A 17,320-nucleotide genomic window follows, 5' to 3' on the forward strand; every position below is an offset into this window, starting at 1 on the left:
CCCGGTTCCGCTTTGCGCCTAGATTGCGCCCGCTGGGTGGGGCTACGCAGGGCTGTCCTATTTGGTGACAGGCCCTGGCACCACGGCCGGCAAAAGGCCCGCCGCCGCCGGCGATCCGATTAACATCGCCCGTCACAAACCGCAACATATGTGCTGCGGGCAAGGGGGAAGCTTGGATCGCCAGCGACTTCTTCTTATTTCATGCGTCGGGATGCTCGGCGCGGCCGCGGCCGGGCTTGCGATACCGGCGGCGGCCCAGCCGGCCGCGCAGTGGCATTACCGCATCCAGCCCGGCGACACCCTGATCCAGCTGGCCGAGACCCACCTCGATCCGCGCCACGGCTGGCGCGAACTGCAGCGCCTGAACCGGGTACCCGACCCGCTGCGGCTGCAACCCGGCAGCACCCTGCGCATGCCGGTGGCCTGGCTGCAGCGCGAGACCGCGGTGGCACGAGTGATCCATCTGCAGGGCACGGCGCAGCTGCTTCGCCCCGGCGAGCCCCCGGCCCCCTTGAACGCCGAGGCCCTGCTGCGTCCCGGCGATGCGCTGCAGACCGGCCCGGCCTCCGCGCTGAGCCTGCGCTTCGTCGACGGCTCGCGCCTGCTGCTGACGGCCGACAGCCGGCTGACCCTGGAAGAGCTGCTGGTGCATGGCCGTGCCGCGCTGAGCAGCACCCGGCTGCGCCTGGACCGCGGCGGCGCCGACAGCCGGGTCGTGCCGGTCGCGGACGGGGCGCCGCGCTATCAGCTGCGCACGCCCAGCATCAACCTGGGCGTGCGCGGCACCGAGTTCCGCGTCCAGGCCTCGGCCGAGCGCAGCGCGGTGCAGGTGCTGGAGGGCCGGGTCAGCGCCGGTGAGGGGCGCACCGCGCTCGCGCTGGTGGCCGGCCAGGGCGCGCTGGCGCAACCGGGCGCGGCAACGCAGCGCGGCACCCTCCCCGCCCCGCCCTCGCTCGCGGAGCTGCCGGCCCGGCTGGAGCAGTTGCCGCTGCGCCTGCGCTGGACGCCGGCCCCGGCGGCACGCGCCTATCGCGCCCAGGTGTTCGCGGCCGGGGACTTCGACCGCCTGCTGCTGGACGGCCTCGTCCCCGGCCCCGAGGCCGGCTGGCCCGAGCTGCCGGACGGCCACTACAGCCTGCGCATCCGCAGCATCGATGCGCTGGGCCTGGAGGGGCCGGCGGCCGAGGCCGCGCTGCAGATCAAGGCGCGGCCCGAGCCGCCCTTCCTGCTGGCGCCCGGCGCCATCGCCTATGGCGAGACCCTGCGCCTGCAATGGTCGGAACCGCTGGCGGCCCAGGCCTACCGTCTGCAGATCGCGCAGCAGGGTGCGGATTTCGAGACCCCGCTGCTGGAGCGCGGCGACCTGCGGGGCGCGAGCCTCGAGCTGCCGCTGCCGCCGGGCCGCTACCGGCTGCGCCTGGCCAGCATCGCCGCCGGCGCGGACCAGGGCCCGTTCGGACCGGCCCAGGCGGTCGAGCTGCGTCCGCTGCCGCCCAGCCCGCCGCCGCGCGATCCCGAGCTGGGCGAGCATGAGATCCGGCTGCGCTGGGGCACGCAACCGGGCCTGCGCTACCAGCTGCAATGGAGCCCCGACGCCGGCTTCGCCACCGGGCTGCGCGAGCTGTCGGCCGAGGGCGACGAGGCGCGGCTGCCGCGCCCCGAACCCGGCACCTACTACCTGCGCCTGCGTGCGGTCGACGCCGATGGCCAGCCCGGCCCCTGGGGCGGCGCGCAGCGCATCGAGATCCCGCGCCCGCGCTGGCCGCTGCTGCTCTTGCTGCTGCCGCTGCTGGCGGCGCTCTGAGCGCCCATCGGGTCGACTCCAATGTTGCGCCCGCGCCTGGCTCAGCTCCCCCTGCTGGCGCTGCCGCTGGCGGTCCTGCTGTGTCTGGGCAGCGCCGGCTGGCGCGCGCTCGGCCCGCCGCTGGAGGATCTGCAGCAGCGCCTGGCCGCGCCGATGCAGCGCTACGACGAGGTGCTGGCGATCGACATCGACGATGCCTCGCTGCGCGCCGTGCAAGACCGCCTCGGCCCCTGGCCCTACAAGCGCGAGGTCTATGCACTGGTGCTGGACTATCTGCGCGAGGCCGGCGCGAGCCTGGTGGTGTTCGACATCGTGTTCGCCAAGGACCGGGTCAGCGACGCGCCGCTGGCCCAGGCCCTGGCACGCCAACCCGACTGGGTGCTGGCCGCCGCCGGGCTGAAGCAGCCGGTGCCGCTGGACCGCGAGGAGTACCAGCTGCTCGCGCGCCTGGCACCGCCGGCCGAGGCCCGGCCGCTGCCCACGCGCTGGCAGGCGCTGACCCTGCCGGCCGAGGAGCTGCTGGGCGAGGCGCCCGCGCCGGGCGCGGTAGGCGTGATCTCGGTACCGGTGGACGAGGACGGGCGGCTGCGCCACTTCCCCCTGCTGCATGAGGTGCGCGGCCATTGGCTGCCCGCCCTGCCGCTGGCGGTGCAGATGCGCCGCCTCGGCGAAACGGCCTGGCGGCTCGACGACGACGGCGAGCGGCTGCGCCTGGGTGCCGCGAGCTGGCCGCTGGATGCCCATGGCCGGCTGCGCCTGAACCTGTCGGCCGACCCGGATGCGGTGCCGCGGCTGGACTGGGCCGCCCTGGTCGAGGGCGCGCTGGGCGGCGCCGACGACGCGGCGCTGCGCGAGCGCCTGCGCGGCCGCGTGGTCTTCCTCGGCAGCAGCGCCTTCTTCGCCGATCAGGTCCTGACCCCGCTGGGCTGGATGAACGGCACCGTGCTGTTGGCGGCGGCGCAGGCGGCGCTGGAACGCCGGGCCGTGCTGCAGACGCCGGCCTGGCCCTGGCAGGCGCTGCTGTGGCTGCTGGCCGCGGCGCCGCTGCTGTGGGGCGCCACGCGCGAGCGGCCACAACTGGCCCGGCAGGCCCTGGCCAGCGCCGGCGTCCTGGGCCTGCTGGCCGGCAGCGCGGCCCTGGGCCTGCGCGGGCAATGGCTGACGCCCCTGCTCGGGCCGCTGACCGTGCTGGGCCTGGGCTTGGCGCTGAGTGCGCTGGCGCAGATGCGCTGGTCGGCGCTGACGCAGCGGCGCCTGAGCTACGAGCGCGCGCTCGCGGAGGCCGCCAACCAGGCCAAGAGCCAGTTCCTGGCCAATGTCAGCCACGAGATCCGCACGCCGATGAATGCGCTGCTGGGCATGGCCGAGCTGCTGGACAAGACCACGCTGGACGCCGAGCAGCGCCGCTATGTCGACGTGTTCCGCGGCTCCGGCCAGGCGCTGTTCGAGCTGATCAACGATCTGCTGGACATCTCGAAAATCGAGGCGGGGCATCTCAGCCTGCACGAGGCGCCCTTCGAGCTGCGCTCGACCCTGGAGGCGCCGCTGGCGCTGCTGCGCCCGCGCGCCGAGGCGCAAGGCCTGACCTTGCACTGCGACTTCGCGGCCGCGGCCGAGGGCTGGGTGCGGGGCGATGCCAAACGACTGAACCAGGTACTGGTGAACCTGCTGGGCAATGCGATCAAGTTCACCCGCGAGGGCGGCGTCGGCCTGGGCGTCGACCGCCAGCCGGACGGCGGCCTGCTGCTGACGGTGCGCGACAGCGGCATCGGCATCGCCCCCAGCAAGCATGAGCTGATCTTCCAGCCTTTCAGCCAGGCCGATGGCAGCGTCACCCGCTACTTCGGCGGCACCGGCCTGGGCCTGTCGATCAGCCGCAGCCTGGTGCAGATGATGGGCGGCCGCATCTGGCTGGAAAGCGTGCCCGGGCAGGGCAGCACCTTCTTCGTCGCCCTGCCGCTGCCGCCGGTGTCGGCCCCGGTGGGCGCCACGGCGCAGGGCACAGCGGCGGACACCCCAACCGAGATCGCGCCGCAGCAGATCCTGCTGTGCGAGGACAACGAGATCAATGTGATGATGATCGAGGCGATGCTGGCCCCGCAGGGTCATCGCATCACGGTGGCCCACAACGGCGCGCTGGCCCTGCAGCTGCTGCGCGAGCAGGCCTTCGACCTGGTGCTGATGGATGTGCAGATGCCCGGCATGGACGGCCACAGCGCCACCCGCGAGCTGCGCCGGCTGGAGCATGAGCAGGGTTGGCCGCGCACCGCCGTGATCGCGCTGACCGCCAATGCCTTCGAGGAGGACAGCCGGGCCAGCCGCGCGGCCGGCTGCGACGAGCACCTGACCAAGCCGATCGACCAGACCACCCTGCTGCAGGCCCTGGCCCGCCACGCACGACCGGCCGGCGCACCACCGCCCCAGCCCCGACCGGCGCCGCCGCAACGCCCGCTCGCGATGACGGCGACCCAGGACGCGGATCCCGCCCGCCAGCGCCGGCTGGCGCATGCGCGCGTGTTCCTCGGCAGCTGGGCCGGCAGCTGGCCGCTGGGCCGCGAGGCCGAGGATGGCAGCGCCGCCGCCACCGAACAGGCCCGCCATCTCGCCCATGACCTGGCCACCCTGGCGCGCGACCTGGACGATCAGGAGCTCGCGCAGGCCGCGCAGGCCCTGGAAGAGCAGGTCGGCCGCCGCGCTGCGGACCTTGACGGCCTGGCCCGCGCCGAAGCGCGCGTGACCCGCGCGCTGCTGACGCGGTTGGCGGCGTTGGGGCCGGGGTGAGACCTCCCGCCTAGGGAAGACCGGCAGGGAAATGAAAAAAGGGCGCGGAACCCGCGCCCTTTCGGCCTGAAATCAAACGACTTCAGATCAGAAGTGCTTGATCTCCAGCGTGGCCAGGAAGCCGCGACCGGTCGTGCTGTCGCGGAAGTTCGAATAGTGCTGCGAGAAACGCGGCGTCTTGTCGAACAGATTGTTGATGCCCACGCTCAGCTTAGCGTTCGGCAGCACCTGGAAGCTGGCATGCGCGTTCCATGCGGTATAGCTGCCCAGGCGCTTCACTTCCTCGCCTTCGTGAATGTTGGCCGGCGAATCGTAGTCGAGGGTGTCGGCCTTGGTCAGCGCGGTCAGGCGCAGCTTGACGGGACCGCGGCTGAAGCCGAGCACCACCTTGTTGCGCCATTTCGGCAGCAGATAGCCGTCCAGGCGACTGGTCAGCGGCTGGCCTTCGATGTCCGACTGCTTGTAGCTGAACACCTTATTGAACTCATGCTCCAGCGTGAAGCGTCCCAGGTCCGTGGTCAGCCCGGCTTTCAAGCTCAGATCCACACCCGAGGTCTCGATCCGGCCCACGTTCATGTAAGGCAAGATCAGCCCCTTCAAACGCCCATGCTTCAGACCCGGGAACTGGGCTTCCAGATTGGGGTTGCGCGGGTCGCGCAGCACCATCTTGTCGAAGCCGGGAGTGGTGAGCTCATGGTCCAGCAGGTATTGGGCATCCAGGGTCTGGATGGTGTCGCGTTGGCGCAGCTGATAGGCGTCCGCCGAGACGAACACATCACGCACCGGCTCCACCACCATCCCCAGCGAAAACACCTTGGTACGCTCGGGCTTCAGCTCGGGATTGGCACGGATGTCCAGTTCGGGGCTGTACTTGCACTGCGCACTTCCATAGCCCAGCGGCTTGCAGCGCACCCAGTCGGCCACGGTGGTGTAGGCGCGCGACGGCCCCATGTACAGCTCGGGCAAGGAGGGCGCCTTGAAAGCCGTATTGGCATTGCCGCGCAGCAGCACCTCCTTCATCGGTCGGAAGGCGAAGGCCAGCTTGGGATTGGTCGTGCCGCCGAAGTCGTTGTAACGGTCGTGGCGCAGTGCCGCCTGAATCTCCAGCTGCTTGAACGGCTGCAGGTTCAGCTCGCCATAGATCGACACGACGCGACGCGAGCCCTTGGCACCCGTGCCACCCAGGTTCTCGATCTCGCCGCGCGCCACGGCGGCATCCGGCGTGTCTTCCATCTTGTCATGCATGGCCTGGAGGCCACCGGCAAAGCCCACCGGGCCACCCAGCGTGAACCATTCGGCGTTGGACACCTTGAGGTCGACCACGCTCAGCTGCGTCGTCGCCTCGCGGTGGGTGCTGGCCAGCATAGGCAGCACGCTGGCCATGGGATTCGCCTGGATCCAGGGGTTGTAGCTGCCGGTCTGCAAGGCCTTGAGCACCTCAGCCGACTTCAGGCGGTTGCTGTCGTCGGTGGAGACCTCGTTGCGCGCCAGCATCGCGGCCGTTTCCCAGTCCCAAGCGCCGTAGACGCCGCGAACGCCCAGCAGCGCACGGGTCGAGGTCGACTCCACCTTCGACTGGACCTGCCCCGCCTCTGAGATGGCACGGTAAATCTGCAGCGGCGAGCGACTCACCACACCGGTGGACGGGTTCGTGACCGTGCCCAGGTCGGCACGCCAGGTGGCCCAGGTCGGCTGAATGTAGCGGGCGGTCGAGTTCGCGATATAGGAATAGCCTTCTGCCCACTCCGCCGTGGTGCGATTCAGGGTCAGTTCGGAGAAAAGCGTCGTGCTGTCTGACAGCAGCAGATTGCCGATCAGCCCAAAACCCGCCCGCGTGATGTCCGGCGTGGTGGAGTCGCTGGCCGCACGGTCGGTACGGCAGTACTGGTCGCCCCGGTCATCCACCTCGATCTGCGCGGTCGGGCAGCCCGGCATGGCATAGCGGTTGTTGGCATTGAAGCCGTTCACCACGTTGTACGAACCCGGGCCGCGATTGAAGGCGCGGTTGTCCAGCCCGCCATACGGACGCTGATCAAGGCTGGCCGTGTACTTGTGCTCCGTGGGCCGGCGCGGATCGCGCTGCAGCAGATCGATGTTGAACAGCAGGTTGTAGCGATCCTTGGCCTGGTCGCCGATGCCGCCGGTGATGCCAACCGAAATGGTGCTCTCGTCGCCGGCCTGGTTGCGCGACACCGAGGTCATGCTCTCCAGGCCCTGGAAATTCTGGCGCGTCTTGAAGTTGATCACCCCGGCCACGGCATCCGAGCCGTAGATCGCCGAAGCGCCGTCACGCAGGATTTCGATCTGGTCGATCGCGTTCAGCGGCAAGCTGTTGATGTCGACCGAGCTCTGCGACAGGTTTTCCGAGTAGCCGTAGTTGGCCAGGCGCCGGCCATTCAACAGGATCAGCACGTTCTTGGCGCCCATGCCGCGCAGCGACACGGTGGCCGCCCCTTGTGCAAAGGAGTTGCTGGTGGTGCCGGTCTCATAGCTGTCGGTCGCTGTCAGCTGACTCAGGACCTCGATCGCGGTCGAGGCGCCCGAGGCCTGGATCTGCTCGCGTTTGATCACCTCCACCGCCAACGGGCCTTCCGCGGAAACCCGTTTGATGTTGGAGCCGACCACCACCACCTTGTCGAGCTTCTGTGGATCCTGCGCCTGGGCCTGCACCTGCGCACAGCAGATCAGTGCGGCCATCGCACCCAAGGTTCGTGTGAACTTCAAAGAGCTTTGCATGGTTCTTCTTTATCAATGAATGCCGGGTAGGCATGAAAGCCGGCCCCTCCTCCGTGGTAGCCGGCGAAACGCGAAAGACAGGCGCTTGATCCCCCTTCCGCAAGGAGCGCGCATTCTCTGCAAGCCCACCCGACAAACCAAGCGCGAATCCAGCAGCAACTGCTGGCTACACCACATTGCCGTGACACCCAATTGACATTGCCGCCTTGATTCCGTAAGTAAATTATTGTTTCCAAATCCCTTCGATCGATCCACCCACGATCGGAGCAAACAAGGGGCGACAGAACCGGGCCAGTCCCGCTACGCTTGCAACCTCGCCCCACCCCACAGGAGCCCATTCATGAGTCTGAAACTGACCGTCAACGGCCGCGCCGTCACGCTCGACGCCGACCCGAACGAGCCCTTGTTGTGGGCCTTGCGCGAGGACCTGCAGTTGACCGGCACCAAGTTCGGTTGCGGCATGGCGCTGTGCGGTGCCTGCACCGTGCATCTGGACGGCCAGCCGATCCGCTCCTGCCAGACGCCGGTCTCGGCCGCGGCCGGCAAGAAGGTCACGACGATCGAGGGCATCGGCGCCTCGCGCACCGGCAAGGCGGTGCAGGCCGCCTGGGTCAAGATCGACGTGCCGCAATGCGGCTACTGTCAGAGCGGCCAGATCATGAGCGCCTGCGCGCTGCTGGCCGGGAAGAAGAATCCCAGCGACGCCGACATCGACAACGCGATGAGCGGCAATATCTGCCGCTGTGGCACCTACAACCAGATCCGCGCCGCTATTCATGCCGCCGCGGGCTCGCTGGCGAAGGGAGCCTGAGATGAATGCACCGACTCGCCGCGAATTCCTGCAGGCCTGTGGCGCCCTGAGCCTGAGCTTCGCGCTGCCCGCCGGCAGCGCCCGCGCCCAGGCCGGCGCCCAGAGCAACACCTTCGCCCCCAATGCCTGGCTGCGCATCACGCCGGACGGCCGCATCACCGTGGTCTGCGGCTCGGCCGAGATGGGCCAGGGCGTGCTGACCGCGATCCCGATGCTGGTGGCCGAGGAGCTGGACGCCGACTGGCGCCAGGTCGGCGTCGAGCAGGCGCCGGTCGACCAGGCCTACAACAACCCGATGTTCGGCATGCAGGCCACCGGCGGCAGCACCACGGTGCGCGCGCATTGGACGCCGGTGCGCCAGGCCGGCGCAGCGGCGCGCCAGATGCTGCTCGCCGCCGCGGCCGAGCGCTGGAAGCTCGATGCCGGACAGCTGCGCACCCAGGCCGGCCAGGTGCTGGGCCCGGGCGGCAAGAAGATCGGCTACGGCGCCCTGGTGCAGGCCGCCAGCCAGCAGCCGGTGCCCGACAAGCCGGTGCTGAAGTCCAGCGCCGATTTCAGGATCCTGGGCAAGCCGACGCGCCGCCTGGACACGCCGGCCAAGGTCAACGGCACGGCCAAGTTCGGCATCGATGCGCGGGTCGACGGCATGCTGGTCGCGGTGATGGCGCGCGCGCCCGGCGCCGGCATCAAGCCCAAGCCCTATGACGAGGCCAAGGCGCGCGCCGTCAAGGGCGTGCAGGCGGTGATCGCGATCCCCAGCGGCGTGGCCGTGCTGGCCGATGGCTACTGGGCCGCGCGCCAGGGCCGCGACGCGCTGGCGGTGGAATGGGAGCTGGGCGCGCAGGCCGGGCTGTCGGCCGACAAGGTCAGCGCGCAGCTGGGCAGCGCGGCCGATGGCGCCGCCGCCATCGCGGCCCAGGCCGGCGACGCCAAGGCGGCGCTCGCGGCCGCCGGCGCCGCGGTGCTGAAGGCCAGCTACGAGGTGCCCTACCTGGCCCATGCCTGCATGGAGCCGCTGAACTGCCTGGCCTGGGTACAAAAGGCTCCGGGGGGCGACGAGGTGACGATCTGGGCCGGCACGCAGAGCCAGGGGCCGTCGCAGGGCATTCTCGGCCAGGTGGCCCAGGTCACGCCGGCCAAGGTCAAGGTCAACACCCTGCTGCTGGGCGGGGGCTTCGGCCGGCGCTTCGCGCCCGACTTCACGATCGACGCCACCCTGCTGTCCAAGGCCAGCGGTCGGCCGGTCAAGCTGATCTACACCCGCGAGGACGACATGGCCGCCGGCTACTACCGCCCGGCCTCGCTGGTGCGCTTCGAGGGCGCACTGGACGGCAAGGGCAGCATCGGCGCGCTGCGCGCCGACATCGGCAGCCCCTCGATCATGGCCGCCTCGGGCTTCATGAAGATCCCGGAGAACGGCGTCGACGCGATGGCGGTCGAGGGCCTGGCCGACCAGCCCTACGCGATCCCGCATCTGCGCATCGCCTATGGTCGCGCCGAGCCCGGGCCGCAGGTCTGGTTCTGGCGCTCGGTCGGGCATTCGCAGAACGCCTTCTTCCTCGAGAGCTTCATCGACGAGCTGGCCGTTGCGGCCAAGGCCGATGCGCTGCAGTTCCGCCTGAAGCTGCTGGCCGCCAAGCCGCGCCATCGCGCGGTGCTGGAGGCCGCCGCGGCCAAGGCCGGCTGGGGCAAGCCGCTGCCCAAGGGCCACCACCATGGCATCGCGGTGGCGGAGAGCTTCGGCACCTATGTGGCCGAGGTGGCCGAGGTCTCGGTGGCCGAGGACGGCACCCCGCGCGTGCACCGGGTCACGGCCGCGGTGGACTGCGGCCAGACCGTCAACCCGCTGACGATCCAGCGCCAGATCGAGGGCGCGATCGTCTACGGCCTGTCGGCCGCGCTCTACGGCAAGATCACCTACAAGGACGGCCGGGTCGAGCAGGGCAACTTCCACGACTACCCGGTGCTGCGCATGAACGAGATGCCGCAGGTGGAGGTGCTGATCCTGCCCAGCAAGGAAGCGCCCGGCGGCATCGGCGAACCCGGCACGCCGCCGATCGCGCCGGCCGTCACCAACGCGATCTTCGCCGCCACCGGCAAGCGCGTGCGCAGCCTGCCGATCGATACCGCGGCGCTGAAGAAGACGAGCGCCTGAGACCAGGCGTGGGCCGACGGCGGCGGGCGGATGCCGGCCGCTAAGCGCCGCGCAGACGCCCGACCAGCTCGCGCACCACGCCCAGGCCCTCGCTGCCCAGCAGACTGGCGCGCAGCAGGCAGGCGCGCTCCAGCTCGCGCAGGCGCCAGCCGAATTCGCCGATCAGCGCCGGCAGCTCTCGGCGCAGCCGCGCATCGCCCTGCTGGGCCAGGTCGGCCAGCAGCTCCCGCGGCCCCAGCGCGTCCAGGCCCGCGCTGGAGAACGAGGCCTGGATGCGCTGCAGCCGGCGCTGCCCCTGCTCCAGCACCGCGCGCAGTTCCGGCCCCGCCTCGCCGAGGCGGTGCTCCATCCAGTCCTGCTGGCCGCGAAAGCGTTCCAGCATCTGCGCGATGTCCTCCACCTGCGTGCCCAGCTCGGCCGCCGCCTGCTGTTGCTGGGACTCCAGCCACAGCGCCATCTCGCTGCTGCCGCGCAGCGCCGCGTAGACCAGCTCCAGCAGGGCCGGGCTGAATTCGCCGGGGATCAGCTTGGCGGCCACGCTGGCGCGCATCAGCGGGCCGACGCCGGCCTCGACCAGGCCGGTCAGCCATTCGGCCGCGGCCAGGATCTGGGCCGGCAGGCCGAACTGCTCGTCAGCCAGGCCGCGCGGGTAGCCGAAGCCGTCCAGCCGCTCGTGATGGCACAGCACCGCCTCGGCCACCACCGGCCCGGCGCCCTCCATCGTCGACAGCACCCGGTAGCCGATCACCGGATGGCTGGCGATCTGGCGCCATTGCTGCGGCTCCAGCACGCGGCTGCGATCCAGCAGCGCCGGGTCGATATAGAGTTCGCCGACATCGTGCACCAGGCCCGCCAGCGCCAGGCGCCGCTGCAGCCCGGTCTGGCCCGGCAGCAGGCGGCGCGCCAGGGCCAGCGCCAGCAGCGCGACGCCGCAGGCATGGTCCAGCCGGTCGCCCTGCTGGTCGGCATAGACGGTCAGCAGCGATTGCAGCGCCGGACTCAGGCCGAGACGGCCCAGGGCCTGGGGCAGGTTCTCCTCGGCATCGGGCGCATCGAGCGCCAGGGCCAGGCCGTGGCGGGCCAGCAGGCTCTCGGCCTGTTCGGCCAGGCGCTGCGGCGTGATGCCGTCGGCCATGCTGAGGCAGTCCTCCAGCGGCCGCGCCAGCTTGTGCTGCAGCAGGCGCTCGCGCATGCCGGGCTCGATGCGCGCGCCCTTGGCCAGCAGCTTGACGCCGCTGCCGCTGACGATGTCGGCGCTGGCGCGCAGCTCATGCCGGTCCGCGCTGGCGGCCATATGGCCCAGGTAATGCGGATTGACGCTCCCGACCTCGTCGCCCGGCTCCGCCGGCACGGCGAGCGTCTCGCCTGCTTGTTCTTGCACGGTGACACACCATGGCAGTTCTTCGATGCCCCGATTGTCACCCGGTCTCCATGACAGGCCGGGACGCTGATCGCCCCGGCGATCAGCGCCTCAGGCCGCGGCCTCGGCCGGCGGGTAGCCGGCCTCGCCCAGCGCCCGGGCCAGCTCGGCGCGCTCGAGCCGGCTGTCGATCGCGACGCGGCGCGCCTCGCGGTCGAACTGCAGGGTGGCCGCCGCGTCGAGCTCGCGCACGGTTTCGGTGACGGTGGCGACGCAATGGCCGCAGCTCATGTCGGGCAGGTGGAACTGGTGTTGTGGCTGGCTCATCGAAAACTCCTTGTAGAAGAAGATCAGGAAAACAATGTACTCAGCTTAATCCTTGCCATGATGGCAAGGTCAAGTCCCGCGCCGCCGGCAGAAAACGCTTGACCTTGCCATGATGTCAAGGTCGAACATGCGATCCATGAACAGCATCCCCACCTCATTGACCCTGCCGATCGACGGCATGACCTGTGCCTCCTGCGTCAAGCGGGTCGAAAAGGCGCTGAAGGCCGTGCCCGGCGTGCAGGACGCCCAGGTCAACCTGGCCACCGAGGCCGCCAGCATCGCCGGCGCGCCCGCGCTGGACGCGCTGCAGGCCGCGATCGAGAAGGCCGGCTACGCGCTGCGCCAACAAGACCTGACCCTGTCGGTCGAGGGCATGACCTGCGCCTCCTGCGTCGGCCGGGTCGAGAAGGCGCTGAAGAAGGTGCCGGGCGTGGCCGCCGCCGAGGTCAACCTCGCTACCGAGACCGCCCAGGTGCGGCTGCTGGCCGGCACCGATCCGGCCGCGCTGCTGGGCGCGGTGGCCAAGGCCGGCTACCAGGCCCGGCTGCAGGGCGGCGCGGCGGCCGCAGCGCAGGAACCCAAGCCGGCTTGGCAGGCCAGCGGCGGTCCGGTGCTGGTGGCGGCGCTGCTGTCGCTGCCGCTGGTGCTGCCGATGCTGGCCATGCCCTTCGGCGTGCACTGGATGCTGCCGGGCTGGCTGCAGCTGCTGCTGGCCGCACCGGTGCAGTTCTGGCTCGGCGCGCGCTTCTACCGCGCCGGCTGGGCCGCGCTGCGCGCCGGCAGCGGCAATATGGATCTGCTGGTCGCGCTGGGCACCAGCGCCGCCTTCGGCCTGAGCCTGTGGCTGATGTGGCAGGGCGACGGCGGCCATGCGCTGTATTTCGAATCGGCCGCGGTCGTGATCACCCTGGTGCTGCTGGGCAAATGGCTGGAGGCGCGCGCCAAGCGCCAGACCACCGCCGCGATCCGCGCGCTGCAGGCGCTGCAGCCGCAGACCGCGCGCGTGCGCCGGGACGGCGTCGAGCAGGAGCTGCCGCTGGCCGCGCTGCGCCTGGGCGACGAGGTGATCGTGCGCCCCGGCGAGCGCATCCCGGTCGACGGCGAGCTGCTGGAGGGCCGCAGCCAGGTGGACGAATCGCTGATCACCGGCGAGAGCCTGCCGGTCGAGAAGGCGCCGGGCAGCCGCCTGGTCGGCGGCAGCGTCAACGGCGAGGGCCTGCTGCGCCTGCGCTGCACCGCGCTGGGCGCCGAATCGACCCTGGCCCGCATCGCCCGCATGGTCGAGCAGGCCCAGGGCCACAAGGCACCGATCCAGCGCCTGGTCGACCAGGTCAGCGCGGTGTTCGTGCCGGTGGTGATCCTGATCGCCATCGCCACCCTGCTGGGCTGGGGCTTCGCCACCGGCGACTGGGAGCGCGCGCTGCTGAACGCGGTGGCCGTGCTGGTGATCGCCTGCCCCTGCGCGCTGGGCCTGGCGACGCCGGCCGCCATCATGGCCGGCACCGGCGTGGCCGCGCGGCGCGGCATCCTGATCAAGGACGCCGAGGCGCTGGAGCATGCGCACCGCCTGCAGCTGGTGGCCTTCGACAAGACCGGCACCCTGACCGAAGGCAAGCCGCGCCTGGTCGCGGCCGAGGGCGACGCGGATCTGCTGCGCCTGGCCGCCGCGCTGCAGGCCGGCAGCGAGCATCCGCTGGCCCATGCGGTGCGGGACGCGGTCAAGGCGCAAGCCGAGCTCGCCGTGCCCGCCGCGACGGATCTGCAGGCGGTGGCCGGCCGCGGTCTGCGCGCCCGGGTCGAGGGGCAAGACCTGGCCCTGGGCAGCAGCCGCTTCATGCGCGAGCTGGGCGTGGACCTGGCGCCCTGGCTGGCCCGCGCCGAGCTGCTGCAGGACGAGGGCCGCACCGTCTCCTGGCTGGCCGCGGTCGGCGCCGCACCGCGCCTGATCGGTCTGCTGGCCTTCGGCGACGCGCTCAAGCCCGAGGCCGCCGCGGCGGTGGCGGCGCTGCACGAGCAGGGCATCCGCATCGCCCTGGTCAGCGGCGACAACCGCGGCGCGGCCGAGCGAGTGGCGCGCGAGCTGGGCATCGACGAGGTGCGCGCCGAGGTGCTGCCGGAGGACAAGGCGCGCATCGTCGGCGAACTCAAGGACGGCGGGCGCCGCGCGGTCGCGATGGTCGGCGACGGCATCAACGACGCGCCGGCCCTGGCCGCGGCCGACGTGGGCCTGGCGATGGCGACCGGCACCGAGGTCGCGATGGCCGCGGCCGGCATCACCCTGATGCGCGGCAACCCGGCCCTGGTAGCCGATGCGATCGCGATCTCCAAGAAGACCTACGCGAAGATCCGCCAGAACCTGTTCTGGGCCTTCATCTACAACCTGGTGGGCATCCCGCTGGCCGCCTTTGGCCTGCTGAACCCGGTGATCGCCGGGGCCGCAATGGCGCTGTCCAGCGTCTCGGTGGTCGGTAACGCGCTGCTGCTCACGCGCTGGAAGGGCAAGGCGACATGACGATGATGAACATCAGCGAGGCAGCCAGCCGCTCGGGCATCTCGGCCAAGATGCTGCGGCATTACGAGTCCCTTGGCCTGCTGCCGCCGGTGGCGCGCACCGAATCGGGCTATCGGCAGTACGACGCCAAGGACGTGCACACCCTGCGCTTCATCCGCCGCGCGCGCGACCTGGGCTTCTCCATCGCCGAGATCGGCGAACTGCTCAAGCTCTGGCAGAACCGCCAGCGCAGCAGCGCCGAGGTCAAGCGCATCGCGCTGGCCCATGTGGCCGACCTGGAGCGCCGCCTGGCCGAGATGGAGGCGATGAAGCGCACCCTGCAGGAGCTGGCCGGCTGCTGCCATGGCGACGAGCGGCCCGACTGCCCGATCCTCGATGGCCTCGCGGCCATGCCATGATCGCGGCATGAACGCTGCACCCCGCCCCCTGACCCTCCTGGCCCTGTCCGGCAGCCTGCGCCGGGCCTCCTTCAACACCGCGCTGCTGCGCGCCGCCGCGGACCTGTGCCCCGCGGGCGTGCGCCTGGAGCTGCGCACCCTGCATGGCGTGCCGGTCTATGACGGCGACCTGGAGGCCGAGCAGGGCACGCCGGCGCCGGTGCTGGACCTGCGCGAGGCGATCCGCGCCGCCGACGGTCTGCTGATCGCGACGCCCGAGTACAACAACTCGATTCCCGGCGTGCTGAAGAACGGCCTGGACTGGGTCTCGCGCCCGCCGGCCGAGGGCAAGAAGGCCTTCTTCGGCAAACCGACCGCGGTGCTGGGCGCCACGCCCGGCGGCTTCGGCACGGTGCAGAGCCAGGACGCGCTGCTGTCGGTGCTGCGCACCCTGCAGGTCGAGATGTGGTTCGGCGGCCGGCTGATGGTCTCGCGCGCCAACACCCTGTTCGACGCCGAAGGCCGGCTGACCGACGCGGCGCTGCAGGGCCAGCTGCGCGACTTCCTCGCCGGCTTCAGCGCCCAGATCCGCCGGGGAGACCGCGATGAGTGACGGCCCCTTGGTGATCGAACGCATCGCGGCACATCGCGGCGAGGTCGGCGGCCTGCCGATCGCGCGCGCCCTGCCGGTGGCGCAGCGCCGCACCATCGGCGCCTGGTGCTTCCTGGACCATGCCGGCCCGGCGCGCACGCCGCCCGGCCAGGGCATGCGCGTCGCGCCGCATCCGCATACCGGCCTGCAGACCTTCAGCTGGATGATGGAGGGCGAGGTGCTGCATCGCGACAGCCTGGGCACCGTGCAGCTGCTGCAGCCGGGCCAGGTCAATCTGATGACCGCCGGCAGCGGCATCTGCCATTCCGAGGAGGCGCAGAGCGAGGACATGCACCTGGCCCAGCTGTGGATCGCGCTGCCGAACAGCCGCCGCTTCGGCCCGGCCGCCTTCGAGCACCACGCGGCGCTGCCACGCTTCGAGCGCGGTGGCTTCGCGCTGACCCTGCTGGTCGGCGAGCATGCCGGCCTGGTCGCGCCGCCCACCGTCTATTCGCCGCTGCTGGGCCTGGACCTGCTCAGCGAGGCAGCCGCCGCGGCCGAACTGGACCTGCGCGCCGACTTCGAGCATGGCCTGATGGTCACCGAGGGCGAGCTGCTGCTGGAACTGGCCGATGGCCAGGCCGAGACCCTGACGCCCGGCGGCCTGCTCTACCTGCCACCAGGCCCCAGGCAGCTCACCCTGCGCAGCCAGGGCCGTGCCCGCGCGCTGCTGCTGGGCGGCACGCCGCTGGCCGAGGACGAAAAGCCGCTGCTGTGGTGGAACTTCGTCGGCCGCACGCCCGACGAGATCCGCCAGTCCGCGGCCGACTGGAACGCCGGCGCCGGTGACTTCGGCAGCGTCACCGGCTTCGACGGCGAGCGCCTGCTGGCGCCGGCGGTGCCGCCGCTGCGCGCCCGCTGACGCGGGCGCGGTTCAGACGAACCGGCCCGTCTGGAAATCCCGCACCGCCTGCATCAGCTCGGCCTGCGTGTTCATGACAAACGGGCCGTACTGCGCGATCGGCTCGCCCAGCGGCTTGCCGGCGATCAGGATCGCGCGGGTCGGTTCGTCGCCGGCCGTCAGCCGCACGCCGTCGCTGCCCGCCTGGTTGGCCAGGATCGCCATGCGCTGGGCCGGCACCAGGCAGCCGGTGTCGGGAAAGCGCAGCGCGCCGCGGTAGACATAGACAAAGGCGTTGTGCGTGTCCGGCAGCGCCTGCTCGAAGCTGGCGCCGGCCGGCAGGTGCAGGTCCAGGTACAGCGGCTCGGTGTGCTCGCGCTGCACCGCGCCGGCCACGCCATGGCTCGCGCCGGCGATCACGCGCACCTGGACGCCCGCGTCCGTCGTGAACTCGGGGATGTCCTGGGTCTGGATGTCGCGGTACCAGGGCTCGCGCATCTTGTCCTGGGCGGGCAGGTTCAGCCAGAGCTGGAAGCCTTCCATGCGGCCCTCTTCCTGCTCCGGCAGCTCGCTGTGGATCACGCCGCGGCCGGCGGTCATCCATTGCACGCCGCCGTTGCCCAGCAAGCCCTCATGGCCGGCCGAGTCGCGATGGCGCATGCGGCCTTCCAGCATGTAGGTGACGGTCTCGAAGCCGCGATGCGGATGGTCGGGGAAGCCGGCGATGTAATCGTCGGCCTCATCCGAGCCGAAGGCATCCAGCATCAGGAAGGGGTCCAGGCGGCGCTGCAGATTCTGGGTCAGCACGCGGGTCAGCTTGACGCCGGCGCCATCGCTGGTCGCCTGCCCGGCGACCAGGCGCTCCACCGCGCGTGGCTGGCTCAGCAGCCGCGGCTGGTTCAGGGTGGTGCTGCTCATGGTCGTTGCTCCTTCTTCTTTCTGTCGAATGTTGGCTTGATTGGCG

At 71.1% G+C, this 17,320-nt stretch carries 11 protein-coding genes and 1 pseudogene; 8 read left to right on the forward strand and 4 right to left on the reverse strand.

Going from position 1 to position 17,320, the window contains the following annotated elements; translation table 11 throughout:
• The first annotated feature begins 211 nt into the window (after positions 1-211).
• Together G8A07_RS23965 and G8A07_RS23970 are read left to right on the forward strand one after the other, a co-directional pair.
• The gene (locus tag G8A07_RS23965) at positions 212-1,804 is read left to right on the forward strand and encodes a FecR domain-containing protein (RefSeq protein WP_195794430.1); all 1,593 of its coding nucleotides are present in this window, start codon (positions 212-214) and stop codon (positions 1,802-1,804) included.
• Between the two features lie 21 nt (positions 1,805-1,825).
• Positions 1,826-4,585: a CHASE2 domain-containing protein gene (locus G8A07_RS23970; RefSeq protein WP_195794431.1), complete on the forward strand. Its 2,760-nt coding sequence runs from the start codon at positions 1,826-1,828 to the stop codon at positions 4,583-4,585.
• Positions 4,586-4,672: 87 nt separating this feature from the next.
• Here the strand turns inward: G8A07_RS23970 and G8A07_RS23975 are convergent, their stop codons facing one another.
• On the reverse strand, positions 4,673-7,282 hold the full coding sequence (locus G8A07_RS23975; RefSeq protein ID WP_195794432.1) for a TonB-dependent siderophore receptor: 2,610 nt from the start codon (positions 7,280-7,282) through the stop codon (positions 4,673-4,675).
• Positions 7,283-7,661: 379 nt separating this feature from the next.
• Between G8A07_RS23975 and G8A07_RS23980 the strand changes: the two genes are divergently transcribed.
• Together G8A07_RS23980 and G8A07_RS23985 are read left to right on the forward strand one after the other, a co-directional pair.
• On the forward strand, positions 7,662-8,132 hold the full coding sequence (locus G8A07_RS23980) for a (2Fe-2S)-binding protein (RefSeq protein ID WP_195794433.1): 471 nt from the start codon (positions 7,662-7,664) through the stop codon (positions 8,130-8,132).
• Between the two features lies 1 nt (position 8,133).
• A pseudogene (locus tag G8A07_RS23985) lies at positions 8,134-10,059 on the forward strand (molybdopterin cofactor-binding domain-containing protein); the annotation flags it as partial.
• Positions 10,060-10,327: 268 nt separating this feature from the next.
• Here the strand turns inward: G8A07_RS23985 and G8A07_RS23990 are convergent.
• Complete coding sequence (locus tag G8A07_RS23990; RefSeq protein WP_195794435.1) at positions 10,328-11,668, reverse strand: HD-GYP domain-containing protein; 1,341 nt, start codon at positions 11,666-11,668, stop codon at positions 10,328-10,330.
• Positions 11,669-11,758: 90 nt separating this feature from the next.
• Positions 11,759-11,974, reverse strand: a complete 216-nt coding sequence (locus G8A07_RS23995; RefSeq protein ID WP_195794436.1) for a heavy-metal-associated domain-containing protein — start codon at positions 11,972-11,974, stop codon at positions 11,759-11,761.
• A 136-nt stretch (positions 11,975-12,110) separates the two neighbouring features.
• Between G8A07_RS23995 and G8A07_RS24000 the strand changes: the two genes are divergently transcribed.
• Genes G8A07_RS24000 through G8A07_RS24015 form a run of 4 tightly spaced genes read left to right on the forward strand, consistent with a single transcriptional unit; the run spans position 12,111 to position 16,377 of the window.
• On the forward strand, positions 12,111-14,486 hold the full coding sequence (locus G8A07_RS24000; RefSeq protein ID WP_195794437.1) for a heavy metal translocating P-type ATPase: 2,376 nt from the start codon (positions 12,111-12,113) through the stop codon (positions 14,484-14,486).
• Positions 14,487-14,491: 5 nt separating this feature from the next.
• Positions 14,492-14,884 (forward strand): Cu(I)-responsive transcriptional regulator, encoded by a 393-nt coding sequence (cueR, locus tag G8A07_RS24005; protein ID WP_195797944.1) that lies wholly within the window; start codon positions 14,492-14,494, stop codon positions 14,882-14,884.
• Between the two features lie 7 nt (positions 14,885-14,891).
• The gene (locus tag G8A07_RS24010) at positions 14,892-15,476 is read left to right on the forward strand and encodes an NADPH-dependent FMN reductase (protein ID WP_195794438.1); all 585 of its coding nucleotides are present in this window, start codon (positions 14,892-14,894) and stop codon (positions 15,474-15,476) included.
• Positions 15,469-16,377, forward strand: a complete 909-nt coding sequence (locus tag G8A07_RS24015) for a pirin family protein (protein ID WP_195794439.1) — start codon at positions 15,469-15,471, stop codon at positions 16,375-16,377. The genes G8A07_RS24010 and G8A07_RS24015 overlap by 8 nt, the downstream gene beginning before the upstream one ends.
• 12 nt (positions 16,378-16,389) lie before the next feature.
• On the opposite strand, the gene G8A07_RS24020 is transcribed toward G8A07_RS24015, so the two are convergent.
• Entirely contained in the window at positions 16,390-17,274 is an 885-nt protein-coding gene (locus G8A07_RS24020) for a pirin family protein (protein ID WP_195794440.1), read from the reverse strand.
• Positions 17,275-17,320: the final 46 nt, after the last annotated feature.

The sequence above is a fragment of the Roseateles sp. DAIF2 genome, assembly GCF_015624425.1.
Taxonomy (GTDB): Bacteria; Pseudomonadota; Gammaproteobacteria; order Burkholderiales; family Burkholderiaceae_C; genus Kinneretia.

Excerpts from the sequence above, each read along its gene's own strand:
- cueR (WP_195797944.1), top strand. The coding sequence starts at position 14,492 with ATGAACATCAGCGAGGCAGCCAGCCGCTCGGGCATCTCGGCCAAGATG.
- G8A07_RS23965 (WP_195794430.1), top strand. The coding sequence starts at position 212 with ATGCTCGGCGCGGCCGCGGCCGGGCTTGCGATACCGGCGGCGGCCCAG.
- G8A07_RS23980 (WP_195794433.1), top strand. The coding sequence starts at position 7,662 with ATGAGTCTGAAACTGACCGTCAACGGCCGCGCCGTCACGCTCGACGCC.
- G8A07_RS23970 (WP_195794431.1), top strand. The coding sequence starts at position 1,826 with ATGTTGCGCCCGCGCCTGGCTCAGCTCCCCCTGCTGGCGCTGCCGCTG.
- G8A07_RS23975 (WP_195794432.1), bottom strand. The coding sequence starts at position 7,282 with ATGGCCGCACTGATCTGCTGTGCGCAGGTGCAGGCCCAGGCGCAGGAT.
- G8A07_RS24015 (WP_195794439.1), top strand. The coding sequence starts at position 15,469 with ATGAGTGACGGCCCCTTGGTGATCGAACGCATCGCGGCACATCGCGGC.
- G8A07_RS24010 (WP_195794438.1), top strand. The coding sequence starts at position 14,892 with ATGAACGCTGCACCCCGCCCCCTGACCCTCCTGGCCCTGTCCGGCAGC.
- G8A07_RS24000 (WP_195794437.1), top strand. The coding sequence starts at position 12,111 with ATGAACAGCATCCCCACCTCATTGACCCTGCCGATCGACGGCATGACC.
- G8A07_RS24020 (WP_195794440.1), bottom strand. The coding sequence starts at position 17,274 with ATGAGCAGCACCACCCTGAACCAGCCGCGGCTGCTGAGCCAGCCACGC.
- G8A07_RS23995 (WP_195794436.1), bottom strand. The coding sequence starts at position 11,974 with ATGAGCCAGCCACAACACCAGTTCCACCTGCCCGACATGAGCTGCGGC.